This is a genomic window from Streptomyces luteireticuli (assembly GCF_041519305.1).
Taxonomy (GTDB): domain Bacteria; phylum Actinomycetota; class Actinomycetes; order Streptomycetales; family Streptomycetaceae; genus Streptomyces; species Streptomyces luteireticuli.
The window spans coordinates 1,806,291-1,830,000 of the sequence record NZ_CP167927.1; the positions used below are offsets into that span (position 1 = coordinate 1,806,291).

The 23,710-nt window shown below is 70.5% G+C and carries 20 protein-coding genes, 2 rRNA genes and 1 riboswitch (1 of these 23 running past the window's edge); of the genes, 4 read left to right on the forward strand and 18 right to left on the reverse strand.

The genetic code is table 11. The features are described 5' to 3' along the window. Window positions 1–172: 172 nt before the first annotated feature. The 3 genes from AB8735_RS07365 to AB8735_RS07375 form a co-directional block, all read right to left on the reverse strand. On the reverse strand, window positions 173–1,180 hold the full coding sequence (locus tag AB8735_RS07365) for a DMT family transporter (RefSeq protein ID WP_372406194.1): 1,008 nt from the start codon (window positions 1,178–1,180) through the stop codon (window positions 173–175). 32 nt (window positions 1,181–1,212) lie between these two features. After that, on the reverse strand, window positions 1,213–1,734 hold the full coding sequence (locus AB8735_RS07370) for a Clp protease N-terminal domain-containing protein (protein ID WP_372406196.1): 522 nt from the start codon (window positions 1,732–1,734) through the stop codon (window positions 1,213–1,215). Between the two features lie 168 nt (window positions 1,735–1,902). Then, window positions 1,903–2,487, reverse strand: a complete 585-nt coding sequence (locus AB8735_RS07375; RefSeq protein WP_344032732.1) for a PadR family transcriptional regulator — start codon at window positions 2,485–2,487, stop codon at window positions 1,903–1,905. Window positions 2,488–2,654: 167 nt separating this feature from the next. Between AB8735_RS07375 and AB8735_RS07380 the strand changes: the two genes are divergently transcribed. Then, on the forward strand, window positions 2,655–3,476 hold the full coding sequence (locus AB8735_RS07380) for a PhzF family phenazine biosynthesis protein (RefSeq protein ID WP_372406198.1): 822 nt from the start codon (window positions 2,655–2,657) through the stop codon (window positions 3,474–3,476). Between the two features lie 31 nt (window positions 3,477–3,507). Here AB8735_RS07380 and AB8735_RS07385 read toward each other — a convergent pair whose 3' ends face one another. Together AB8735_RS07385 and AB8735_RS07390 are read right to left on the reverse strand one after the other, a co-directional pair. Then, window positions 3,508–4,275, reverse strand: coding sequence for a CPBP family intramembrane glutamic endopeptidase (locus tag AB8735_RS07385; protein ID WP_344031853.1), 768 nt, complete (start codon window positions 4,273–4,275; stop codon window positions 3,508–3,510). A 138-nt stretch (window positions 4,276–4,413) separates the two neighbouring features. Beyond that, a complete protein-coding gene (locus AB8735_RS07390; protein ID WP_344031824.1) occupies window positions 4,414–5,913 on the reverse strand; it encodes a glutamate--cysteine ligase in 1,500 nt (499 codons plus the stop codon). Between the two features lie 477 nt (window positions 5,914–6,390). Between AB8735_RS07390 and AB8735_RS07395 the strand changes: the two genes are divergently transcribed. Together AB8735_RS07395 and AB8735_RS07400 are read left to right on the forward strand one after the other, a co-directional pair. Continuing rightward, on the forward strand, window positions 6,391–6,978 hold the full coding sequence (locus AB8735_RS07395) for a hypothetical protein (RefSeq protein ID WP_372406199.1): 588 nt from the start codon (window positions 6,391–6,393) through the stop codon (window positions 6,976–6,978). Window positions 6,979–7,282: 304 nt separating this feature from the next. After that, entirely contained in the window at window positions 7,283–7,489 is a 207-nt protein-coding gene (locus AB8735_RS07400) for a DUF5999 family protein (protein WP_344031828.1), read from the forward strand. Window positions 7,490–7,569: 80 nt separating this feature from the next. Here AB8735_RS07400 and gcvP read toward each other — a convergent pair whose 3' ends face one another. Next, window positions 7,570–10,455 (reverse strand): aminomethyl-transferring glycine dehydrogenase, encoded by a 2,886-nt coding sequence (gcvP, locus tag AB8735_RS07405; RefSeq protein WP_372406201.1) that lies wholly within the window; start codon window positions 10,453–10,455, stop codon window positions 7,570–7,572. Between the two features lie 187 nt (window positions 10,456–10,642). Next, window positions 10,643–10,765, reverse strand: a riboswitch (glycine riboswitch). Window positions 10,766–10,912: 147 nt separating this feature from the next. Between gcvP and AB8735_RS07410 the strand changes: the two genes are divergently transcribed. After that, window positions 10,913–11,302 carry a PRC-barrel domain-containing protein gene (locus AB8735_RS07410; RefSeq protein WP_372406202.1) on the forward strand — a complete coding sequence of 130 codons (390 nt, stop codon included), beginning with the start codon at window positions 10,913–10,915 and terminating at the stop codon, window positions 11,300–11,302. A gap of 77 nt (window positions 11,303–11,379) precedes the next feature. Here AB8735_RS07410 and AB8735_RS07415 read toward each other — a convergent pair whose 3' ends face one another. The 12 genes from AB8735_RS07415 to AB8735_RS07470 form a co-directional block, all read right to left on the reverse strand. Further along, entirely contained in the window at window positions 11,380–12,774 is a 1,395-nt protein-coding gene (locus AB8735_RS07415) for a DNA polymerase IV (RefSeq protein WP_372406203.1), read from the reverse strand. 78 nt (window positions 12,775–12,852) lie between these two features. Further along, window positions 12,853–13,551 (reverse strand): MerR family transcriptional regulator, encoded by a 699-nt coding sequence (locus AB8735_RS07420; protein WP_344031836.1) that lies wholly within the window; start codon window positions 13,549–13,551, stop codon window positions 12,853–12,855. A gap of 232 nt (window positions 13,552–13,783) precedes the next feature. Next, window positions 13,784–14,257 carry a bifunctional nuclease family protein gene (locus AB8735_RS07425; RefSeq protein ID WP_049715992.1) on the reverse strand — a complete coding sequence of 158 codons (474 nt, stop codon included), beginning with the start codon at window positions 14,255–14,257 and terminating at the stop codon, window positions 13,784–13,786. 51 nt (window positions 14,258–14,308) lie between these two features. Continuing rightward, window positions 14,309–15,070 (reverse strand): MerR family transcriptional regulator, encoded by a 762-nt coding sequence (locus tag AB8735_RS07430; protein WP_372406206.1) that lies wholly within the window; start codon window positions 15,068–15,070, stop codon window positions 14,309–14,311. A gap of 38 nt (window positions 15,071–15,108) precedes the next feature. Beyond that, the gene (locus AB8735_RS07435; RefSeq protein ID WP_372406209.1) at window positions 15,109–15,921 is read right to left on the reverse strand and encodes an FHA domain-containing protein; all 813 of its coding nucleotides are present in this window, start codon (window positions 15,919–15,921) and stop codon (window positions 15,109–15,111) included. A gap of 130 nt (window positions 15,922–16,051) precedes the next feature. Next, complete coding sequence (locus tag AB8735_RS07440; protein ID WP_344031840.1) at window positions 16,052–16,912, reverse strand: DUF881 domain-containing protein; 861 nt, start codon at window positions 16,910–16,912, stop codon at window positions 16,052–16,054. A 5-nt stretch (window positions 16,913–16,917) separates the two neighbouring features. Next, window positions 16,918–17,250 carry a small basic family protein gene (locus AB8735_RS07445; protein WP_049715989.1) on the reverse strand — a complete coding sequence of 111 codons (333 nt, stop codon included), beginning with the start codon at window positions 17,248–17,250 and terminating at the stop codon, window positions 16,918–16,920. Next, window positions 17,247–18,164, reverse strand: a complete 918-nt coding sequence (locus AB8735_RS07450) for a DUF881 domain-containing protein (RefSeq protein ID WP_344031846.1) — start codon at window positions 18,162–18,164, stop codon at window positions 17,247–17,249. The genes AB8735_RS07445 and AB8735_RS07450 overlap by 4 nt, the downstream gene beginning before the upstream one ends. A 102-nt stretch (window positions 18,165–18,266) precedes the next feature. Continuing rightward, a complete protein-coding gene (locus AB8735_RS07455) occupies window positions 18,267–20,762 on the reverse strand; it encodes a sugar phosphate nucleotidyltransferase (protein WP_372406214.1) in 2,496 nt (831 codons plus the stop codon). 76 nt (window positions 20,763–20,838) lie between these two features. Next, window positions 20,839–21,456 (reverse strand): CDP-alcohol phosphatidyltransferase family protein, encoded by a 618-nt coding sequence (locus AB8735_RS07460; protein ID WP_344031850.1) that lies wholly within the window; start codon window positions 21,454–21,456, stop codon window positions 20,839–20,841. A 141-nt stretch (window positions 21,457–21,597) separates the two neighbouring features. Next, window positions 21,598–21,714 (reverse strand): 5S ribosomal RNA (gene rrf, locus AB8735_RS07465). 70 nt (window positions 21,715–21,784) lie between these two features. Continuing rightward, window positions 21,785–23,710, reverse strand: a 23S ribosomal RNA gene (locus AB8735_RS07470); it runs 1,197 nt beyond the window's last position.

Sequence of the window (23,710 nt, forward strand, 5' to 3'; positions counted from 1 at the left end):
GAAGACGTGAGGGGATCGCGTGGTCCTCTGTGCGGGCAGCGGCGACCGTCCCCGGGCGCATCGCAGCGCACGCCGGGGCGCGGTGTCCTCAGGAGGCTTCTCAGGAAGCGGCGGCCGCCCGCGCTACGCGGCGGGAGGCGGCAGAACAGCAGTCGTGGGCATGATCGGAACCTTATGCCGGGAGCGAGTCGTCGGACAACTCCCGGCCGCCGGGCGACTCCCGGCCGGCGCCCGCCGTTGCGGCCCCCTGGGCGACCGGTTCCGGGCGGGCGGCCCGGGGCGTGGACGTCTGCGCGATAAAGGCACCGGCCAGCACCAGGGCGCCGCCCACCGCCTGCGGCGCGGACAGTCCCTCGCCGAGCAGCACCCAGGCCAGCACGACGGCCACGAGCGCCTCCAGGAAGGCGACGACGCAGGCCACTTGGGAGGAGAGGCGGCGCACCGAGACGACCCCGGTGAGATAGGCCGCGACGGTGGCGACCAGCACGAGCCAGGCGAGCAGCAGCCCGGCGGGGACGCCCGTGCCGTCCATCGCCGCGCGTCCCGCGAGCAGGTGCCAGTCCAGGGTCCAGGGCCGGGCGACGACGGTGAGGACGAGGGCGCCGACGAGCAGTCCGTGGGCGGTGACGCCCACCGGGTCCGCGGCGTCCTCGCCGTCGGCCCCGTGGTCGGCCAGGACGAAGTAGCCGGCCTGGCAGCAGGCCCCGCCCAGCGCGATGACGAGGCCCAGGGCGTCGAAGCGCAGCCCGGACCACACCTCGACGACGCAGGCGAGCCCGCCGACGGCCAGCACCACCCCGGCCGCGGCCGCCCGGCTCACCGGCCGCCGCTGCACGAACCGCACCCAGCCGAGCAGCAGCGCGGGACCGAGGTACTCGACGAGCAGGGCGACCCCGACGGGGATCCGGGAGATGGCCGCGAAGTAGCAGGTCTGGACGCCCGCGACGCCCAGCAGTCCGAACCCCGCGAGCAGGGCGGGACGGCGGCGCACCAGCGCGCGGTGCCGCCAGGCGACCGGCAGCAGGACGAGCGCGGCACCGGTCGCCCTCAGCCAGACCACGTGCAGCGGGTCGAGCCCCGCCTCGATCAGCGGCTTGGCCGCGACTCCCGAACCGCCGAACGCGAGCGCGGAGACCAGGGCGAGCCCCAGCCCCACGCCCCTCCCCTGAGACGTCTGCATCGCTGCATCATGCCAAGGCCACGTCAGGAGTGTCAGCCACTTTGTGCATGGCGGACCGCGGGCTCCAGCCGGGCGTCCAGGGCCGGGAGGTCGACTCCGGCCCGGCGCAGCACGTCCACCGCGCGGCAGCGGGGGTCATGGGCGAGGGCGGCGAGCAGGTCGGTGCCCCCGACGGGACCGGCGCCGCGGGCGGCGGCCCGGGCGGCGGCCGCGGTCATGGCGGTGGCGGCGGCGGGCGACCAGCCGGGCGCCCCGCCCTCGGGCAGCCGGGGCAGGGCCTGGGAGTCCTCCACGGTGGCGGACCAGCGCAGCCCGTAGCCGATGGAGCGCTGGACGAGGTAGCCGAGCAGCCGGGCGACCTGGGGAGGTCCCCCGGGCAGCGCGTGGCGGGCGTCGGCGTCGGCCTCGAGCAGGGAGTGCAGGAGGTGGGCGGTGTCGATCTGCCGGTCACCGTCGCGCTGCGCGCGTCTGCGGGCACCGGCGACCGCCGCGGCCAGCTCCGCGCTCAGCGGTCTCTCGCCGGGGGTGCTGTGGTCGGAGGTCCGGCTGTACACCCTCCCACCCCATCAGTCCCGGGCCGCGGCGGCATCCCCGGGGGGAACCATTCGTACATCCGACGCGAGTTGGGCGCGTTCGAACACGCGCTCCTCCTTGAGGAGGAGACGGGAGCGCGCCCTCTCGGGGTCGCGCCCCCGCCCCCGGTCCTCCTCCCCGGCTCCGGCTCACCCCTCCTCGGCGAGGATCAGGTAGAGCTTCTTGCGGGACTCGTTGATGACGGCGAGGGCCTTCTCCCGCTGTTCGGGAGTGCCGGTCTTCCAGACCTGGCCGAAGGCCTCCATGAGCCCGAAGCCCGCCTGCCGGATCTCCCGCATGGCCTCCAGGTCGATGCCCCCGCCGACCTCTTCCCACGGGGTGGGCGACCCGGCCGCGGCCTCGGCGCGGCCCTCGTCGGTGAGGGTGAAGAGCTTCTTGCCGCCCTCGCTCTCACTGCTGATCAGGCCCTCGTCCTCCAGCAGTTGCAGGGTCGGGTAGACCGACCCCGGGCTGGGCTTCCAGGCGCCGCCGCTGCGCTCGGCGATCTCGCGGATCATCTCGTAGCCGTGCATCGGCCGGTCCTGGAGCAGCGCCAGGATCGAGGCCCGTACGTCGCCGCGGCGGGCCCGGCCGCCCGGGCCGCCGCGCCCGCGGCCGCCGAAGGGCGGCCCGCCGAACGGAGGACCGAACGGCCCGAAGGCGCGCCGTCCGCCGCGCTCGCCCCAGCCTCGGCGGCGGGGGCCCTGGTGTTCGTGTTCCTGGTGGGAGTACATATCGTTCCCTCCGATCATCGATCGTTCACGATGCTTCGACGATATATCGGAAACACTCGTACGACAAGCCCCCGGCCCCCGATGCTTCGCGGATTCCCCCGGACACGGATCCACTTCTCCCCCATTGGCCGTGTACGCCGCCGCGCCACCGCGCCTACGGTCACGCCATGCGCATCCGAATCGTCGACGCTTTCACCGACCGTCCCTTCGCCGGCAACCCCGCGGGCGTCCTGCTCTTCGGACCCGAGGGCTTCCCCGACGACGAGCGGCTCCAGAGGATCGCCGCGGAGGTCAACCTCTCCGAGACCGCGTTCGCCCATCCCCTGCCCGACGCCGCGGAGGCGGACTGGGCGCTGCGCTGGTTCACCCCGACGACCGAGGTGGACATGTGCGGGCACGCCACCCTCGCCACGGCGCACGTCCTGCACACCACCGGTACGGCCACGGGGACGGTGCGGTTCGCCGCCCGGTGCGGGGCCCTGGTCACGACCGCGGCGGAGGACGGCTCGATCACCCTGGACTTCCCGACGTCCTCGCTCACCCCGGTCGCCATTCCGGAGGGACTGGCCGACGGCCTGGGCGCCCGGCCGCTGGGCGTGCACGACACCAGCGGCCACCTCGGCGACCTGCTGGTGGAGCTGGCCGACGAGAAGACCGTCCGTGCGCTCGCCCCCGACCTGCGGGCCCTGACCGGGCGGTCCCGCAGGGGCGTCATCGTCACCGCGCCGGCCGAGGACCCGGCCCGCGGCTACGACTTCGTCTCGCGCGGCTTCTTCCCGAACGCGGGCATCGACGAGGACCCCGTCACGGGCAGCGCCCACACCGCGCTGGCCCCGTTCTGGTCCGCACGCCTGGGACGCACGGAGCTGACGGGGCTCCAGGGCGGGGCCCGTCAGGGGCTGGTGCGGGTCTCCCTGCGCGGGGAGCGGACGCTGCTGACCGGTGACGCGGTCACCGTCATCGACGGCGAACTGCTCGTCCAGGACTGACGCGCCCCGAGGCCCGTCGGTCCGCGGCCCGTCAGCCCGTGGGCAGCCAGCCCACGCGGCCGGCGAGCAGCGCGTAGCCGACGAAGGCCACGATGTCGATCAGGGCGTGCGCGGCCACCAGCGGACCCACCCGGCCCCAGCGCCGGTAGAGCAGGACGAAGAGCACGCCCATCGCCATGTTCCCGACGAGGCCGCCGATGCCCTGGTAGAGGTGGTACGAGCCGCGCAGCACCGCGCTCGCGGCCAGTGCCGCCGCCGGCGACCAGCCCAGCTGCCCGAGCCGGCGCAGCAGGTAGCCGACGACCACGACCTCCTCCAGGACCGCGTTCTGCACGGCGGAGGCGATCAGCACCGGGAACTTCCACCAGACGTCGGGCAAGGACTCCGGCACCACCGTCAGGTTGGCGCCGAAGGCCCGGGCCCCGAGGTAGAGGAGCAGGCCGGTGCCGCCCACCACCGCCGCGACGGCGGTGCCCCGGGCCAGGTCGGAGCCGGGGCGGCGGCGGTCGAGGCCGATCGTCCGCAGACCGGCCCCCTCGCGCAGCAGCAGGTGCGCGACGAGGAACACGGGCACCAGCGCGGTGGCGATGCCGAAGACCTGCCAGGCCAGGTCCAGCCAGGGCCGGCCGGGCGCGTGCGAGGCGTTGAGCCGCGCGGCCTGGTCCTTGAGCCCGCCCGGCCGGGTCGCGGCGCCGATGAAGCTGATCAGTGCGGAGACCGCGCTGGCGCCCAGCGACAGGGCGAGGACCAGCAGGGTCTCGGTGCCCAGGATCCGCCGCGACGGGCCGGGGCCGGCCATGGGTTCCGCCACCGGGGTCTGTGCCGTGTCCCGGGCGTTCTGCCGCACTCCACCACTCCCGCGTCCGTCGTCCGGTCACTCGTCCGTGACCAGCTTGCCCGACGGCCCGACGGCCGGACGACAGGGGGTACGGCCGTGTCAGCCGATGCCGACGGGCCAGGTGTGCACCGGGTCCCCGGTGGCCATCAGCTCGCAGTAGCGGCGCGTGGTGGCGGCCAGCGCGGCGTGCCGGTCCAGGCCCTTGTCCCGCGCCAGGTGGTAGGTGGCGGTCTGCCAGGACGCCCCGTTGACCCGCCAGCGGCAGCGGCCCTCGATGATCCCCAAGTAGCGGTCGCGGTCGGCCGGTTCGACGCCCCAGGCGTCCAGCCCCGCGGCGGCCAGCGGCAGCAGCTCCTCGCGGACCAGCCGGACCGCCGGCACGGGGACCACGGTGCCGCCCCGCCCGGCCTTCGGCCAGCGCAGCACGGCGTCGATGCCGTGCCGGCAGGCGGCGTCGAAGTTGTCGGCGGCGACGGCGAAGGGCAGCCGCGTCCAGACCGGGCGCGGCTCCTCGGCCAGGGCCCGCACCAGGCCGTAGTAGAACGCGGTGTTGGCCAGGACGTCGGCCACGGTCGGTCCGGCGGGCAGCACCCGGTTCTCCACCCGCAGGTGGGGGACGCCGTCGGCGATGCCGTAGACCGGGCGGTTCCAGCGGTAGATCGTGCCGTTGTGCAGCGTGAGTTCGTCCAGCCGCGGCACCCCGCCGCCGTCCAGCACGCGCAGCGGGTCCTCGTCGCCGCTGATGGGCAGCAGCGGCGGGAAGAACCGCAGGTTCTCCTCGAAGAGTTCGTAGGCGGAACCGATCCAGCGCTCGCCGAACCAGGTGCGCGGCCGCACCCCTTGTGCCTGCAGCTCCGGCGGGCGGGTGTCGGTGGACTGGACGAACAGCGGCGGCCGCGACTCGCGCCACAGCTCCCGGCCGAAGAGGAAGGGCGAGTTGGCGCCCACCGCGATCTGCGCGGCCGCGATCGCCTGGGCGGCGTTCCACACGGCGGCGAACCGCCCGGGGGTGACCTGGAGATGCAGCTGGACGGAGGTGCAGGCGGCCTCGGGACAGATGGAACCCGCGGTGCACACGAGCCGTTCGACGCCCTCGATGTCGATGGCGAAGTCCTCGCCGCGGGCGGCCACCACCTGGGCGTTGAGCAGGGCGTAGCGGTCGGCCGCGGAGAAGTTCGCGGGGACCAGGTCGGCCTGGCCGAGCGTCGGCAGAATGCCGATCATCACTATTCGGGAACCGACTTCCCGGGCCTTTCGGTCGGCATACCCGAGGCCGGTGCGCAACTCCTCGGCAAGCTGGTCGAGAACCGCTCCCGACAACTGGTGCGGAACAATGTTTACTTCGAGGTTGAACTGACCGAGTTCGGTCTGGAAATCATGGCTCGCGATCCGCTCCAGCACCTTGGCATTCATCATGCTCGGCATGCCGTCGGGGCCCGCCAGATTCAACTCGATCTCCAGCCCCATAAGATTGCGGGGACGATCGAAACGCCGCTCCCGGAGTAACCCCGCCAACGCTTCCAGGCACTGCCGGAGCTTGTCCCGGTGGCGCTGGCGGTCGGTCAGGTCGAACCCCGCGGCCGCGACCTTCTCACCCATGGAAGCCCTTCCCTCCTCAAGCGGGCCGCCGCGGCGCCGGCCGCCGTCGTCACGGACGATGATGCCCAGACGGCGCGATCGAAACGCCTCGCAACGACCCCATAACCGCTAGGCTGGAGGCGGAGCGCACTCCGGCACATTCCGTTGGCATGACGGCAGCTGAGGGCACCGGGGATTGCGCTGGTCATAAACACCGACGAGTTTCGGCCTACCGTCCCCGGGAAAGAAACCGAGGTCAGGTGTGTGCGGCTCGGAACGAAATAACCGAAATCCACCCCGCAGGCGGCCCTGATATCCCCTTGCCGGAAATACCGGCGACAGGTACCCGAAACACCATGTGAACATGTGTCGTATAAACTCGGGTTGAGGCAGAGAGTAGGCCCCGGCAGTCGGTCCCGGCTCCCCCTCTGACCCCGCACACCGACAGCGTCGTCACTGCCCAGCACCGCGTGTCTCCGAAGTGAGAGGCGAACCGTCATGCCCCTGCATGTCCCCCCCGCACCCGCGCCTGCCCTCCGCAGCATCCGCACGGCCCTCGGCTCCCCCACCGCCGTCCGCGAGACCCGTACCCCGTCCCTCAAGGCCGCGCAGGGCGTCCTCAGCTGCGAACTCCCGCTGCCCGTCCATGTGCTGGAGCCCGTCTCCCCGGCCGGCGGTGCCCCGCGCACCCGGCTGACGGGCTGGCGCTTCCTCATCAAGGAGGACGAGCGCGCGATCGCCGCGGGCGAGACGATGCTGACCCCGGACGGCTGGGCGTTCTCGCACTTCTTCGAGGGGCCGTACGTCGCCTCCACCGAACTGGCGCTGCACCAGGCCGAGTCGCTGTCCACCCCGTACCAGCCCCGCCTGCTGACCGTCCCCGGGCTCTACATGTGCACGCTCTGGCTGCACGGCGACATCGCCGCCGACGCCGCGTCGGGCCTGCCGGCCCCCGGCGATCTGCTGGTGCCGCTCGCCCCCGCGCCGCCGGGCATCGCCGCGCACCGCCCGCACCGCTTCGCCGACCTGCTGCCGGTCCTCACCCTCCGGCTGACGGCCGCGCCGCTGCTGCAGAAGTCCGCCTGACGCGCTCTTCCGTGGCGCCCTGCGGCCGGACGGCGGGGCGCCGCGCGCGTCCTCACCCACTCGGGGGACCCCTATCGACGCCGACACGAACCGACCGAAGCGACAGCCTTGTTGACAGCAACCGTCCGCATGGGTGACGCGTCCTCCTCCGTAGAGGACCGCTGCCATGAAATCCCTGCGGAATCCCGCCCGTAGGGCAACACTGGGACCGACCGACCGAATTGCAACGGGGGGCGGCATGACCACCGCATCGAGCCGCAGCACAGCGTCAGCATCACCGACATCCCAGCGAAAGAACCCTCCCATGTGCCAGCACCAGCCCGCGTGCCCGTCAGCCGACTCAGCCGACCGGGAAGCCGCGCATCTCGTGGCCCACTTCCCGCAGCAGGGCTGGAGCCTGCTGTGCAACGGCGTCCTCGTCTTCGAGGACACCGGTGAACTCCTGCCCGACGGGCAGATCATCGCCCCGCACCGGCCGCTCGGCACGGGGCAGATCGTGACCGCGGCCTGACGGCACGTCCGGCACACCGGAGGACGACGCGAAGGGGCCGGCCCGGCGCACCGCCGGACCGGCCCTCTTTCCTGTGCGGATCAGCCCTCGTACTCGTCCAGCGGCGGGCAGGAGCACACCAGGTTCCGGTCGCCGAAGGCGCCGTCGATCCGGCGCACCGGCGGCCAGTACTTGTCGGCGGCCGAGGTCCCGCCCGGGAAGACCGCCTCCTCACGGCTGTAGGGGTGCTCCCACTCCCCGGCGACCGAGGCCGCGGTGTGCGGGGCGTTGCGCAGCGGGTTGTCGTCCTTGTCCCACGCGCCCGAGCCGACCTTCTCGATCTCGGCGCGAATGGCGATCATCGCCTCGCAGAAACGATCCAGCTCGACGAGGTCCTCGCTCTCCGTCGGCTCGATCATCAGGGTGCCGGCCACCGGGAACGACATGGTGGGCGCGTGGAAGCCGTAGTCGATCAGGCGCTTGGCGACGTCGTCCACGCTCACGCCGGTCGCCTTGGTGAGCGGCCGCAGGTCGATGATGCACTCGTGCGCGACCAGGCCGTTCGGGCCGGTGTAGAGCACCGGGTAGTGCGGCTCCAGGCGCTTGGCGACGTAGTTGGCGCCGAGCACCGCGACCTGGGTGGCCTTCTTGAGGCCCTCGCCGCCCATGAGCCGGACGTACGCCCAGGAGATCGGCAGGATGCCGGCCGAGCCCCAGGGCGCGGCCGAGACCGGGCCGACGCCCGTCTCCGGTCCGGCCGACGGCTGCAGCGGGTGGTTGGGCAGGTACGGCGCCAGGTGGGCGCGGACGCCGACCGGGCCGACGCCCGGGCCGCCGCCGCCGTGCGGGATGCAGAAGGTCTTGTGCAGGTTCAGGTGCGAGACGTCGCCGCCGAACTTGCCCGGCTTCGCCACCCCCACCAGGGCGTTGAGGTTGGCGCCGTCGACGTAGACCTGGCCGCCCGCCTCGTGCACCAGGGCGCAGATGTCGCTGATGTGCTCCTCGAACACCCCGTGCGTGGACGGGTAGGTGACCATCAGCACGGCCAGCTCGTCGCGGTGCTTCTCGATCTTGGCGCGCAGGTCCGCGGCGTCGACCTCGCCGTCGTCACCGGTCTTGACGACGACCACCCGCATGCCGGCCATCACGGCGCTGGCCGCGTTGGTGCCGTGCGCGGAGGACGGGATGAGGCAGACGGTGCGCTGCTCGTCCCCGTTGGCGCGGTGGTAGGCCCGGACGGCGAGCAGGCCGGCCAGCTCGCCCTGCGAACCGGCGTTGGGCTGGAGGGAGACCTTGTCGTAGCCGGTGACCTCGGCCAGCCGCTCCTCCAGCTCACGGATCAGCGTGAGGTAGCCGGCGGCCTGCTCCTCAGGGGCGAAGGGGTGCAGCGCGCCGAACTCCGGCCAGGTGATGGGCTCCATCTCCGTGGTGGCGTTGAGCTTCATCGTGCAGGAGCCGAGCGGGATCATGCCCCGGTCCAGCGCGTAGTCCCGGTCGGCGAGGCGGCGCAGGTAGCGCAGCATCGACGTCTCGGAGCGGTGCTGGTGGAAGACCGGGTGGGCGAGGAAGCCGGAGCGGCGCAGCAGCTCCTCGGGAAGCGCGTCGGAGGTGGCGGCGTCGAGCGCCTCGACGTCGGCCTCCACCCCGAACGCGGCCCAGACAGCGGCCAGGTGCTCGCGGACGGTGGTCTCGTCGCAGGCGATGCCGACGGTGTCGGCGTCCACCTTGCGGAGGTTGACCCCGCGCTCCAGGGCCGCCGCGAGAACCGCGTCGGCCCGGCCGGGGACCCGGGCGGTCACGGTGTCGAAGTACGCACCGTGGACGACCTCGACGCCGCCCGCGCGCAGCCCCGCGGCGAGCAGCGCGGCGTAGCGGTGGGCCCGGCGGGCGATGGTCGTCAGGCCCTCGGGGCCGTGGTAGACGGCGTACATGCCGGCCATCACGGCGAGCAGGACCTGCGCGGTGCAGATGTTGCTGGTGGCCTTCTCGCGGCGGATGTGCTGCTCGCGGGTCTGCAGGGCCAGGCGGTACGCCTTGTCGCCGTCCGCGTCCACGGAGACGCCGACGAGGCGGCCGGGGAGGCTGCGGGCGAACTGCTCGCGGACGGCCATGTATCCGGCGTGCGGGCCGCCGAAGCCCATGGGGACGCCGAAGCGCTGGGTGGTGCCGACGGCGATGTCCGCGCCGAGCTCCCCGGGCGGGGTCAGCAGGGTGAGCGCGAGCAGGTCGGCGGCGACGGTGACGATCGCGCCCAGCTCGTGCGCCTGCTCGACGACCGGCCGCAGGTCGCGTACGGCACCGGAGGCGCCGGGGTACTGGAGCAGGACGCCGAAGACGCCGCGCCCGGCGATCTCGTCGGGGATGCCGGCGGAGAGGTCGGCGACGACGACCTCGACCCCGGTCGGCTCGGCGCGGGTCTCGATGACCGCCACGGTCTGCGGCAGGGTGTCGGCGTCGACGAGGAAGACGCCGTCCTTGACCTTGCCGACGCGGCGCGAGAGCGCCATCGCCTCGGCCGCCGCGGTGCCCTCGTCGAGGAGCGAGGCACCGGAGGTCGGCAGCCCGGTGAGGTCGGCGACGACGGTCTGGAAGTTGAGGAGGGCCTCCAGGCGGCCCTGGGAGATCTCCGGCTGGTAGGGCGTGTAGGCCGTGTACCAGGCCGGGTTCTCCAGCACGTTGCGCAGGATCACCGGCGGGGTGAACGTGCCGTGGTAGCCCAGCCCGATCATGGGGACGAGCACCTGGTTGCGGTCGGCGAGGGTGCGCAGCTCGGCGATCACCTCGGACTCGCCGCGGGCCCCGGGCAGCCGGAGCGCCTCGGCACTCTTGATCACGTCCGGTACGGCGGCGGCCGTGAGTTCGTCGAGCGAGCCGAAGCCGACCTGGGCGAGCATCTTCGCCTGGGCCCCGCTGTCGGGGCCTATGTGGCGGTTCGCGAAGGGAGTGCCGCGCTCCAGGTCGGAGAGGGCGATGCGGTGGGCTGTCATCTGCGGGGGCCTCCTGGTCATACGACCTGCGAGGGGTACCACGGCGCGGGTACCCGGACGGCCTCCCCCTCTGTCAACTGGACCTGAGAGCTTCACCGGGCCCCTACGGGCAGCCCGGCTTTCACCGTCGGTGAGGGGGGCTCGGCATGGTGCGAGGACCGGGGCCCGACCTGCTTTCCAGAGTGACCTCGTCCGCGCGGTACGTGTGCCTGAGAGATTCCGGGGAGGAGTTGCTCCTTCGGCGCCCCCGTCGAACCCTTCCAGGTCGGTACCTGTCCGGGTCCCAGGGGGACTCTCCCGCGCGGGGTCAGCGGCCAACCGCCAGCCTACCAGCGGCGATGTCGCGGGCGGATCTCCCGAGAGCTCCTTCCTCCTTTGCGGCTTTTCATGCCCCCCAAGGGTTTTCATGGGCTTTGCGGCAGCCGTACCAGGGAACCCAGTGGGACGGACGTGGCCCATGGGAGGAACCGTGCAGACCGACATCGACCCCCGGAGCCTGATCGGGCGCAAGGCCTACGACCGCGACGGCGCGCGGATCGGCACCGTGGACGAGGTCTACCTCGACGACGCGACGGGCACGCCGGAGTGGGCGGCGGTACGCACCGGGCTCTTCGGCCGCGACGCGTTCGTCCCACTGAAGCCGAGCGCGCTCGTGGGGGACACACTGCGCGTCCCCTACGAGCGCGCGCTCATCAAGGACGCCCCCGACCTGGGCGTGGGCCGCCACCTCTCCCCCGAGCAGGAGCTGCGGCTGTACCACCACTACCGCCTGGACGTCCCGGAGGACCCGCCGCCCCCGCCCGAACGGAACCCGGGCCCCGACGCGGCCGAGGGCTCCGGGCCCTGAACGCAGCACGGGGCCCAGGGGCGGAGCCCCGGTGGGGTGCAGGGGGCAACGTCCCGCCCACCACCGAAACCCACCGGTCACGCAGCAGAAGCACCACCCTCCCCCGACGACGCCCCCGCATCGCCCCCGTACGGAAGCCCACCCGGCCGCAACAACGGCACCGGCTCCGCCGGCTCCAGCCCCGGGTCGCCCACGGCGAACGTCCGCACCCGCCCCGGGCCCGGCGACCACGGCTCCTCGAAGCGCACGGTGACCCGGCCGAGGCCGCTGCCCTGGACCCAGCCCCGCCCGAGCTCCGCATGGACCACGTCCAGCCCCGGCAGCCACTGCCGCGGGCGCGCCCCGGCGTCCGGCCGCTCCTCGGGCTCCGCGACGGCGTCCGCCTCCGGTGCCCGGGCCGCCCGCGCCTGGGCGAAGAGGTCCTCCTGGGTGTAGTCGGCGAGCCCGCTGACGCCCACGCCCAGCAGCCGGACGCCCTCCGAGGTGTCCACCCCCTCCAGCAGCCGCGCGGCGGCCTCGCGCACGACGGCGGGGTCGTCCGTCGGCCCCCGCAGCGTCTCCGAGCGGGTCAGGGTGGAGAAGTCGTAACGGCGGACCTTGATGACGACGGTGCGCCCGGACCGCCCGGCGCCCCGCAGCCGCTGCACGCACCGGTCGGCGAGGCGCGCGAGCTCCAGCCGGACCCGGGTCCGGTCGGTGAGGTCCTCGGCGAAGGTGTCCTCCACCGAGACGGACTTCGCGTCCCGCTCCGCCACCACGGGCCGGTCGTCGTGGCCCGTCGCCAGCGCGTGCAGGGACGCCCCGTGGGCCTTGCCGATCAGCCGCACCAGCTCCGCCTCGCCGGCCTCGGCCGTCTCGGCCACGGTGTGGATGCCGGCCCTCCGCAGCGCCTCCGCGGTGGCGGGCCCGACGCCGGGGATGGTCCGCACCGGCATCGGCCCCAGCAGCTCCAGCTCCGTGCCGGGCTCGATGATCACGAGCCCGTCCGGCTTCGCCTGTTCCGAAGCGATCTTCGCGAGCATCTTGGACCCGGCGAGCCCCACCGATCCGCTGACCCCGGTCGCCGCCCGGATGTCCCGGCGCAGTCGCTCGCCCACGGCCCGGACCGCCGCCGAGGAGCCCTCGACGCCGCCCGCCTCCAGGTCCACGAACGCCTCGTCCAGGCTGAGCGGCTCGACCAGCGGCGACAGCCGGCCGAGCAACTCCATGACGATGTCGCTGATCTGCCGGTAGAGGGTGAACCGTGGATGCAGATACGCGGCGTTGGGGCACAGCCTGCGCGCCTGGGCCGTCGCCATGGCCGAGTGGACGCCGAAGACCCGCGCCTCGTACGAGGCGGTGGCCACCACGCCACGGGGGCCGACGCCGCCCACGACCACCGGCTTCCCGCGCAGGCTGGGCTTGGCCGCCTGCTCCACCGAGGCGTAGAAGGCGTCCATGTCCAGATGCAGGATCGTCGGCGAACCTCTCACACGACAGATGCTGCCGCACACCACTGACAATCGCACCGATGTACGAGCGGAGTGTCGGTGGAGGCGACCCGCGGCCCCTCAGCCGGCCCTGTTGCGGCGGCGCGCCAGCTCGTCGGTCGGGTTGTGGCCGATGAGCGTCTCCCCCGTGTCCACCCGCTCCCCGTGGAGCTGGGCCAGCGCGCTCTCGACGTCGCGCCACACCACCCCGACCGCGATGCCGAAGACGCCCTGCCCGCCCTGGAGCAGGCCGACGACCTCGTCGGGCGAGGAGCACTCGTAGACCGTGGCCCCGTCGCTCATCAGCGTCATCTGCGCGAGGTCGGCCATGCCGCGCGAGCGCAGGTGCTGGACCGCGGTGCGGATGTTCTGGAGCGAGACCCCGGTGTCCAGCAACCGTTTGACGATCTTCAGGACGACGACGTCCCGGAAGCTGTAGAGGCGCTGGCTTCCCGAGCCGTAGGCGGGCCGGACGCTGGGCTCGACCAGCCCGGTGCGCGCCCAGTAGTCGAGCTGCCGATAGGTGATGCCGGCCGCCGCGCACGCGGTCGGCCCCCGGTAACCAATGGTGTCGGTGCCGGTCGTGGTGTCCCCCCCGGTCGTCTCCGCGCCGGCCGGGCCGCCGGCCCGGTGTCCTCGCTGCGAGGTGACCGCTGCCGCGGCGGGGACGGGGGTACCTCCTGTGCCGTTCAGGCTGTGAGGGAGGGTCACCGGTTCGACCGTTCCCCCATGCAGCGGATACGGACTGCCGACCGCTGTACCGTCGCCCGTGCTTCTCACGCCGACCTCCGTCCTTGACCTGCCTTCTCGACGGTAGGCAGTCGCTCGGGGTGCGTCAACGATCGCCACACTCGGCACGCCGAGTGATAATCACCCTGAGAGTGGTTTTACGTATCCCCGTAACGGGAAAGGCTACTTGAATGGGCCCGGACCACCCTTTTTCGGGCCCGGCCCGCGCCTCACCGGCCGTCCGCGACCGTCGTCCGCGGACCCCCCGCCGGCTGTCGGACCCTCACTGGTTGCTGGTGCCGAAGTCCTCCGGCGAGATCTGGTCGAGGAACTCGCGGAACTTCTCCACCTCGTCCTCCTGCTCGTCCGGGATGGCGATGCCCGCGTCGTCCAGCACCCCGTCACTGCCGTAGATCGGCGTGCCGGTGCGCAGCGCCAGCGCTATGGCGTCGGACGGCCGCGCGCTGACCTCCACCCCGCTGGCGAAGACGAGCTCCGCGTAGAACACACCCTCGCGCAGGTCCGTGATCCGGACCTCGGCGAGCTGCTGGCCCACCGCGTCCAGCACGTCCTTGAACAGGTCGTGGGTCAGCGGCCGGGCCGGGGCCATGCCCTGCTGGGCGAAGGCGATGGCCGTCGCCTCCCCCGGGCCGATCCAAATGGGGAGGTACCGGTCGCCTCCCACTTCGCGCAGGAGCACGATCGGCTGGTTGGACGGCATTTCCACCCGGACACCCACGACATCGAGCTCGTTCACACAGCAACCCTAGGACGTGCCCGCCGGGTTTGGGTAGTCGGGACGCCCCGGTCACTGCCCGCGCTGCTGGAGCGCGGACTGGACGAGGGCCGCGTGCAGCCGCACGGACAGCCCGGCCAGCTCCCGCGCGGTCGCCTCGGCGTGCGCCCGGGTCTGCGGATTGCGGTGCCTGCGCAGCGGTGCGACCACCTGTTCGACCAGGCCGGCCTCGCGGTCGGCCGCGGCCTTCATCGCCCGCAGATGACGCGGCTCCAGACCGAACCGCCCCAGATCGGCGACGAGCCGGGCGACGGCCACGGAATCGGCGGCGAATGCGCCGTCCGGGTGGGGCGCGACCAGCCCGTAGGACTCCCATTCCGCCAGCTCCGCCTCGGTGACGCCGGTGGCGGCCAGCAGCTCGTCCCGGCCGATCCGCGCGGCGGGTGCGGAGGCCTCGGCCTCCACCGCCTCGCAGGCGTCCTCGGGCAGGCCGAGGGCGTCCCGGGGCTGCCCGGGTGCCGGGAGCGGGATGCGCTCGCCCCGCTCCAGCGCGTCCAGGTGCTCGCGGATGACCTTCAGCGGCAGATAGTGGTCGCGCTGCATCCGCAGCACCTGGGCCAGCCGCTCCACGTCCACCGGGCGGAACTTCCGGTAGCCGGACGGCGTGCGCTGCGGCTCCACCAGCCCCTCCGCCTCCAGGAAACGGATCTTGGAGATGGTGACCTCGGGGAACTCCTCGCGCAGCGCGGTGAGCACCGTGCCGATGCTCACCGGCCGGCCCTCCGCACCGGCGGTGCCGGAGGACCCGGCGCCGCCCGACGGTGTCTGAAGCATGGCTCTTCCTTGGAGTCCCTCCGGAGCCCGGGGGACGGTCAGATGGCCCGCTGGCTGCCGAAGAAGACCAGGCGGTACTTGCCGATCTGCACCTCGTCGCCGTTCGCCAGCACCACGGAGTCGATCTGCTCCCGGTTCACATACGTGCCGTTGAGGCTGCCGACGTCCGTGACGCCGAAGCTGCCGTCGTGGGCACGGCGGAACTCCACGTGCCGACGGGAGACGGTCACGTCGTCGAGGAAGATGTCGCTCTGCGGGTGCCGGCCCGCGGTGGTCACCTCACCGTCCAGCAGGAAGCGGCTGCCCGAGTTCGGGCCGCGCCGGACGACCAGCAGCGCCGAACCCGCCGGCAGCGCCTCCACGGCGGCCTGGGCCTCCGGGGAGAGCGACGGGATGGGCGTCTGCCCGGTGGTCTCCGAGTCGTACGCCTCCAGACCGGAGATCGAGATGGTGGAGGTGGTCTCCGAGGCCCGCTCGGCCACGGCACCGGGCCGCAGCGGCGCACCGCAGTTGGAACAGAACCGGCTGTTCTCGCCGTTCCGGTGGCCGCAGCGCGAACAGACCGGACCGGCGCCTTCCCCCGCTCCCGGCGGAGTGCCGAAACCTATGCGACCCGTCGCCGAGGGGTCCACGGGAGCAGCTCCCTGACCACCCGTCTGGTCACGGAACAGGGGACGCCCTTCCTGACCCTGCTCCTCGCCTTCCACCGGACCCGCGGCCCGGTGCCGGGCGGCACCACTGCCGCCGCTCTGGCGTGCGCTCTTGCCGAACAACTTCGCAAACAACTTCACGGGCGATTCCCCTTGACCGAAACAGACCCGCCCGTGGGGCAGGACAAACCCTCGATGCACACACCGTCCGACCTGGACATCCTTACAACGTCCAAGGCCAACAGACAGTTTCCATCACGCACCCCGTTCTTGGTGCGCCGACCCCCCGCAACTTCCCGCCCTCCCCGCAGAGCTCCTGCGTGCGCCCGTCTCACTGCGATGACGACCGAGCGTAGTCAGGCCGCTTCGCCGGACGCAAGGCGTCGACAATGATCTTCTCAGACCGGGAGATGTCCACCCCCGCCTGTTCCTTCTGCAGAGTCTGCACCACACCGCCGGGAATGTTGAGCGCCGGCTTCAGATCGTCGGGCTTGCCGATGACCTTGAACTTGTACGGCTGGGAGATCTTCTTGCCGTCGATCTCCACCTTCCCCGCACCCCCCGAGAAATATGTGCCGGCGACCACACGGACATCGTTGATCTGGATCGCCTCGGCCCCCGCGGCCCTCAGCTCCTGGATGGCGTCCAGCAACGAGTCCGGCTCGACCGCTCCCTTGGAGTCGCTCACCGTGAGCACGATGCCCGGCCCCTGGGCAGCCACCGTACCCGCCAGCACGCCGAGCTGCTGCTCCTTCTGCGCCGTCTGCTTGCGGGCCTCCGCGGCCTGGTTGGAGCTGCTCTCCAGCTCCGTGCGCTGGTCCTCCAGGCGCCGCTTCTCGTCGTCCAGGCGCTTGGTGCGGTTGTCCAGTTCGTCCAGGATCCGCACCAGGTCCTCCTGGCGCGCCCCGCGCAGCACACTGCTCTCGCTGTTGGACCGCACCTGGATCGCCAGGGCCAGCCCCAGCACGCACAGCAGCACCGCCATCGTCAGCTGCGCCCGGGTGAACCGGGGCGGCCAGAGCGCGTGCAGCAGCCGCTGGCGCCCCGTCAGGGGCGGGAGCGGAGGCTCCGCCTCCCGGGCCGCCCCCACCGGCTCCTCCGGCTTCCCGGACGGCTCCTCCGGCCGCTCGGAACCCCCGGCCCCCTTCGACTCCTCGGGCTTCGGCTCCTCGGGCGTGTCGTCGGCGCTCATCGGCCTCACGCCCGGAAGACGTGCCGCCGGATGGCAGCGGCGTTGGAGAAGATGCGGATGCCCAGGACGACCACCACACCCGTCGACAGCTGCGCCCCGACGCCCAGTTTGTCCCCCAGGAAGACGATCAGGGCCGCCACGACCACGTTGGACAGGAACGACACCACGAAGACCTTGTCGTCGAAGATGCCGTCCAACATCGCCCGCAACCCGCCGAACACGGCGTCCAGCGCGGCCACCACGGCGATAGGCAGGTAGGGCTCGACCGCCGTCGGCACCACGGGGCGGACGACCAGTCCGACCACGACTCCCACGACGAGGCCCAATACGGCGATCACGATGTGCCCTTCCCTGTGTCGGCGGCGCGGTCGGCCGCGCCGCCCTCCTTCGCGCGTGCGGTACGGACGATCAGGCTCGGCGCGGCCGGCAGCCGGAGCTCCTCCTCGACGGAGATGTTCGCCCTGACCCCGTAGTTCTGCTGGAGGACGTGCAGGTACTGACCGTCCACACTGTCCTGGAACGCCGTGTTCATCCGCTTGCCGTCACCGATCGCCAGCACCGTGTACGGCGGAACCAGCGGCTTGTTGTCGACCAGTATGGCGTCCCCGGCCGCCCGGATCGCCGACAACGACGTCAGACGCTGGCCGTTGATGGCGACGGCCTCCGCGCCCGCCTGCCACAGCCCGTTGACGATGCGTTGCATGTCACGGTCGCGCACCCGGCCCGTGTCCGAGAAACCACTGCTCTCCCGCGGACCGCCGCCACCGGTCTTGGCCTGCTTGGCGTCGTCGACGACCACCTTGAGCCCGGGGCCCTTCACCGGGGTCGCCCCGGCCAGCAGGGAGACCAACTCGGCCTTGTCCCCGCCGTGTTTCTCCAGGGCCTCGCGCTGCCGCTCGCCGACGGACTCCCGCAGGGAGTCGACGTTCTTCTGCAGCGCGTCCGCCGCCGAGGTCTCCGACTCGATGCGGTTGATGAGCTGTTCGCGCTCCTTGGCCAGCGTCGGTGCCGATATCCGCGCCTGCGCCGCGCCGAGCGTCACCACGACCGCGGCCAGCAGCAGCGCCCCGGCGAGCCCCAGCTTGGCCCGCAGCTTGCCCGGCAGGCCCGCGCCGCCCTCAGCCCGTCGGGCCGCCGCCTCCGCGTACCCGTCGTCCAGGCTGTGGTCCATCACATTGTTCAGCAGCGACATGGAGGCATCGGGGCGCGGAGGCGGCGCGGACCTGCTCCGAACGGGGGGCTGCTGCGACATGCCGCACATCGTCGCACGTCGGAGGCGCCGTCTCCCAATGGCCCCACCGGCGTGCCGGATCCGGACCGGGAAGACGGCGCCTCAAGTGTCCGCGGAGGCAGCTCAGCGCCCGGCGCCGTCCACGACCGCCGACCACTCGTCCAGCAGGGCCTGGGCGGACGCGTCGTCAGGCCCCTCGGCCCACAGGTGCGTCACGGCCTCCGCCGGGTCGGGCAGCACCATCACCCACCGCCCGTCGGCCTCCACCACCCGGACGCCGTCGGTCGTGTCGACGAAGCGGTCACCGGCCGCCTCGACCACCTGCCGCATCACCAGCCCCTTGACCGCCCAGGGCGTCGCCAGATCCCGCCGCAGGACGTGCGCCCGGGGAATACGCGCATCGATCTGACTGAGCGTGAGCTGGGTACGGGCCACCAGACCGGTCAGCCGGACGAAGGCCGCCGTACCGTCGAAGACGCTGCTCGACTCCGGGACGATGAACCCGCCGCGCCCGTCCCCGCCGAAGATCGTCGAATCCACCCGGCCCACCCGGGTCAGGTCGTCCGGCGACGTCGTCGTCCACTCCACCTGCGTACCGTGGTACGCCGCGACCTGCTCGGCGATACGGGTCGTGGTCACCGGCAGGGCCACCCGGCCGCTGCGCCGCTCGGCGGCGACCAGGTCGAGCAGCACCAGCAGGGCACGGTCGTCCTCGACGATGCGGCCACGCTCGTCCACCAGGGAGATCCGCTCCCCCACCGGGTCGAATCGCACGCCGAACGCCGCACGCGCGGAGGCCACGATCTCCCCGAGCCGCACCAGCCCCGAACGGCGGGTGTCCGCGGTCTCGGTGGGACGGGCCTCGTCGAGCCCGGAGTTGATGGTGAGCGCCTCCACGCCGAGCCGGCCGAGGAGGCTGGGCAGAACGAGGCCGGCGCTGCCGTTGGAGGCGTCCACGACGACCTTGAGCCCGGCCTCGGCGACACCCGAGGTGTCGATGGACCGCAGCAGCGCGCCCGAGTACGAGTCATAGACGCTGGAGGGGAAGGAGAGGTCGCCGATCTCCCCGGGGAACGCGCGCCGGTACTCCTGACGGGCGTACACCCGGTCCAGCTTCCGCTGGCCCGCCTGCGAGAGGTCCGCGCCGCGCTCGTCGAAGAACATGATGTCGACGGAGTCCGGCACCCCCGGAGTGGTCCGGATCATGATGCCGCCGGCGCTCCCCCGGGCGGTCTGCTGACGGGCCACCGGCAGCGGTACGTTCTCCAGGTCGCGCACCTCAATCGCGCTGGCCTGCAGCGCCGAGATCACAGCCCGTTTGAGGGCGCGCGCGCCGCGCGAATGGTCGCGCGCCGTGGTGACGGTCGCGCCCTTCTTGAGTGTCGTGGCATACGCACCCGCGAGCCGTACGGCGAGTTCGGGGGTGATCTCCACATTGAGGATGCCGGACACCCCGCGCGCGCCGAAGAGGTGGGCCTGACCACGCGACTCCCAGATCACCGAGGTGTTGACGAAGGCACCGGCCTCGATGGTCTTGAAGGGGTAGACCCGGACATTCCCCTGGATGATCGATTCCTCACCGATGAGGCACTCGTCGCCGATGACGGCTCCGTCCTCGATCCGGGAGGCCCGCATGACATCGGTGTTCTTGCCGATGACACAGCCGCGCAGATTGCTCTGCTGACCGATGTAGACGTTGTCGTGGACGACGGCCTTGTGCAGGAAGGCACCGCTCTTGACGACGACGTTGGAACCGACGACGGTGTGCTCGCGGATCTCCGCCGCGGCCTCGACCTTGGCGTAGTCGCCGATGTAGAGCGGACCGCGGAGAACGGCGTCGGGGTGGACCTCGGCGCCCTCGGCGACCCAGACACCGGGTGAGATCTCGAAACCGTCTATCTCGACGTCCACCTTGCGTTCGAGAACGTCGGCCTGGGCCTTGACGTAGCTCTCGTGGGTGCCGACGTCCTCCCAATAGCCCTCGGCGACATAGCCGTAGACCGGCTTGCCCTCCTTCATGAGCTGGGGGAAGACGTCCCCCGACCAGTCGACGGGGACATCGGGGGCGACGTACTGGAAGACCTCGGGCTCCATGACGTAGATGCCCGTATTCACGGTGTCGGAGAAGACCTGGCCCCAGGTGGGCTTCTCCAGGAAGCGCTCCACCCGGCCGGCCTCGTCCACGATGGTGATGCCGAATTCCAGCGGATTGGGGACCCGGGTGAGGCAGACGGTGACCAGGGCGCCCTTTTCCCGGTGGAACCTGATCAGGTCCGTCAGGTCGAAATCGGTGAGGGCGTCACCCGAGATGACGAGGAAAGTGTCGTCCTTCAGGGCCTCTTCAGCATTCTTGACGCTGCCTGCCGTGCCGAGTGGCTTTTCCTCGTTGGCATAGGTGAGCTCCATCCCGAGCTCCTCGCCGTCGCCGAAGTAGTTTTTCACCAGCGAGGCGAGGAACTGGACGGTCACCACCGTTTCGGTCAGCCCGTGCCGCTTGAGCAGCCGGAGAACATGCTCCATGATCGGGCGATTGGCCACCGGCAGAAGCGGCTTGGGCATGCTTGAGGTCATGGGGCGAAGGCGGGTGCCTTCGCCACCGGCCATCACGACGGCCTTCATGTCGGAAGCGTCCTCCTCGAGAGATGACGGACCGCCGACCAAAACGCCCGGGTCGAACGTGGGACTTACACGGGGATCAGTCGGCCGTGGTATCCGCGGTATCCGCCTTGACCAGTCGGCGGACCTGAACCACGTAGAGGATCCCTGCCCACCAATAGAGGGTTGTACCCCATCCGGCGAACGCCCATCCGAAAATGGTGGCCGGTGTATCCAGCCAGGTCCCGCTGTCACTGAGAAGCAGCAGCGGGAAGGCGTACATCAGGTTGAACGTCGCGGCCTTGCCGAGGAAGTTCACCTGCGGCGGCGGATAGCCGTGCCGCCTCAGAATCCACACCATGACCAGGAGCATCGCCTCACGCGCCAGGAGGGCGGCGGTCAGCCAGAGCGGAAGGATCTCGCGCCAGGTGAGGCCGACCAGGGTGGAGAGGATGTAGAGCCGGTCGGCGGCCGGGTCGAGGAGCCGGCCGAGGCTGCTGATCTGGTTCCAGCGCCGGGCCAACTTGCCGTCGAGGTAGTCGCTGATGCCGCTCAGGGCCAGTACCAGCAGGGCCCATCCGTCGCTGTTCGGGCCGTCGAAGACGGGCCGGAGGATCAGCCACAGGAAGAGTGGTACGCCGACGAGGCGCGCCATGCTGAGGATGTTGGGGATGGTGAGGACGCGGTCGGTCTGGACGCGCGTCTCCTGGACCTCCACCCGGGGGCCTCCTGTGGGGAACGTGCCTGTTGATGCCTTCTTGACCTTACCGGTAACGCCGGAAGGAACGCGCAGAGGGGCCGGTAAACACAAGTAAGCCCTGGCAGGAAACAAGTTCCCACCAGGGCTTACTGAATAATAGTTCGGCGGCGTCCTACTCTCCCACACGGTCCCCCATGCAGTACCATCGGCGCTGAAAGGCTTAGCTTCCGGGTTCGGAATGTAACCGGGCGTTTCCCTAACGCTATGACCACCGAAACACTACGAAACACACAACCGGCAATGGTTGTTCGTGGTTTCAGAACCAACACAGTGGACGCGAGCAACTGAGGACAAGCCCTCGGCCTATTAGTACCAGTCAACTCCACCGGTTACCCGGCTTCCATATCTGGCCTATCAACCCAGTCGTCTACTGGGAGCCTTACCCCATCAAGTGGGTGGGAGTCCTCATCTCGAAGCAGGCTTCCCGCTTAGATGCTTTCAGCGGTTATCCCTCCCGAACGTAGCCAACCAGCCATGCCCTTGGCAGAACAACTGGCACACCAGAGGTTCGTCCGTCCCGGTCCTCTCGTACTAGGGACAGCCCTTCTCAAGACTCCTACGCGCACAGCGGATAGGGACCGAACTGTCTCACGACGTTCTAAACCCAGCTCGCGTACCGCTTTAATGGGCGAACAGCCCAACCCTTGGGACCGACTCCAGCCCCAGGATGCGACGAGCCGACATCGAGGTGCCAAACCATCCCGTCGATATGGACTCTTGGGGAAGATCAGCCTGTTATCCCCGGGGTACCTTTTATCCGTTGAGCGACGGCGCTTCCACAAGCCACCGCCGGATCACTAGTCCCGACTTTCGTCCCTGCTCGACCCGTCGGTCTCACAGTCAAGCTCCCTTGTGCACTTACACTCAACACCTGATTGCCAACCAGGCTGAGGGAACCTTTGGGCGCCTCCGTTACCCTTTAGGAGGCAACCGCCCCAGTTAAACTACCCACCAGACACTGTCCCTGATCCGGATCACGGACCCAGGTTAGACATCCAGCACGACCAGAGTGGTATTTCAACGACGACTCCACACACACTGGCGTGCATGCTTCACAGTCTCCCACCTATCCTACACAAGCCGAACCGAACACCAATATCAAGCTATAGTAAAGGTCCCGGGGTCTTTCCGTCCTGCTGCGCGAAACGAGCATCTTTACTCGTAGTGCAATTTCACCGGGCCTATGGTTGAGACAGTCGAGAAGTCGTTACGCCATTCGTGCAGGTCGGAACTTACCCGACAAGGAATTTCGCTACCTTAGGATGGTTATAGTTACCACCGCCGTTTACTGGCGCTTAAGTTCTCAGCTTCGCCCCACCGAAATGGAGCTAACCGGTCCCCTTAACGTTCCAGCACCGGGCAGGCGTCAGTCCGTATACATCGCCTTACGGCTTCGCACGGACCTGTGTTTTTAGTAAACAGTCGCTTCTCGCTGGTCTCTGCGGCCACACCCAGCTCAGAGTGCAAGACTCATCACCGGACATGGCCCCCCTTCTCCCGAAGTTACGGGGGCATTTTGCCGAGTTCCTTAACCATAGTTCACCCGAACGCCTCGGTATTCTCTACCTGACCACCTGAGTCGGTTTAGGGTACGGGCCGCCATGAAACTCGCTAGAGGCTTTTCTCGACAGCATAGGATCATCCACTTCACCACAATCGGCTCGGCATCAGGTCTCAGCCTTAACGTGTGACGGATTTGCCTACCACACGGCCTACACCCTTACCCCGGGACAACCACCGCCCGGGCTGGACTACCTTCCTGCGTCACCCCATCGCTTACCTACTACAAGTCTGGTCCGTCGGCTCCACCACTTCCCTTCACCCGAAGGATCCAGGACGGCTTCACGGACTTAGCATCGCCTGATTCGATATTGGGCGTTTCAAAGCGGGTACCGGAATATCAACCGGTTGTCCATCGACTACGCCTGTCGGCCTCGCCTTAGGTCCCGACTTACCCTGGGCAGATCAGCTTGACCCAGGAACCCTTAGTCAATCGGCGCACACGTTTCCCACGTGTGTATCGCTACTCATGCCTGCATTCTCACTCGTGAACCGTCCACAACTCGCTTCCGCGGCTGCTTCACCCGGCACACGACGCTCCCCTACCCATCCACACACCCGTTAGGGCTGTTGTATGAATGACACGACTTCGGCGGTACGCTTGAGCCCCGCTACATTGTCGGCGCGGAATCACTTGACCAGTGAGCTATTA

What these genes read in the sequence shown, in the direction of transcription:
- AB8735_RS07365 (WP_372406194.1), bottom strand. Translation starts at nt 1,180, where the DNA reads ATGCAGACGTCTCAGGGGAGGGGCGTGGGGCTGGGGCTCGCCCTGGTC.
- AB8735_RS07375 (WP_344032732.1), bottom strand. Translation starts at nt 2,487, where the DNA reads ATGTACTCCCACCAGGAACACGAACACCAGGGCCCCCGCCGCCGAGGC.
- AB8735_RS07380 (WP_372406198.1), top strand. Translation starts at nt 2,655, where the DNA reads ATGCGCATCCGAATCGTCGACGCTTTCACCGACCGTCCCTTCGCCGGC.
- AB8735_RS07385 (WP_344031853.1), bottom strand. Translation starts at nt 4,275, where the DNA reads ATGGCCGGCCCCGGCCCGTCGCGGCGGATCCTGGGCACCGAGACCCTG.
- AB8735_RS07390 (WP_344031824.1), bottom strand. Translation starts at nt 5,913, where the DNA reads ATGGGTGAGAAGGTCGCGGCCGCGGGGTTCGACCTGACCGACCGCCAG.
- AB8735_RS07395 (WP_372406199.1), top strand. Translation starts at nt 6,391, where the DNA reads ATGCCCCTGCATGTCCCCCCCGCACCCGCGCCTGCCCTCCGCAGCATC.
- AB8735_RS07400 (WP_344031828.1), top strand. Translation starts at nt 7,283, where the DNA reads ATGTGCCAGCACCAGCCCGCGTGCCCGTCAGCCGACTCAGCCGACCGG.
- gcvP (WP_372406201.1), bottom strand. Translation starts at nt 10,455, where the DNA reads ATGACAGCCCACCGCATCGCCCTCTCCGACCTGGAGCGCGGCACTCCC.
- AB8735_RS07410 (WP_372406202.1), top strand. Translation starts at nt 10,913, where the DNA reads ATGGGAGGAACCGTGCAGACCGACATCGACCCCCGGAGCCTGATCGGG.
- AB8735_RS07430 (WP_372406206.1), bottom strand. Translation starts at nt 15,070, where the DNA reads ATGCTTCAGACACCGTCGGGCGGCGCCGGGTCCTCCGGCACCGCCGGT.
- AB8735_RS07440 (WP_344031840.1), bottom strand. Translation starts at nt 16,912, where the DNA reads ATGAGCGCCGACGACACGCCCGAGGAGCCGAAGCCCGAGGAGTCGAAG.
- AB8735_RS07450 (WP_344031846.1), bottom strand. Translation starts at nt 18,164, where the DNA reads ATGTCGCAGCAGCCCCCCGTTCGGAGCAGGTCCGCGCCGCCTCCGCGC.
- AB8735_RS07455 (WP_372406214.1), bottom strand. Translation starts at nt 20,762, where the DNA reads ATGAAGGCCGTCGTGATGGCCGGTGGCGAAGGCACCCGCCTTCGCCCC.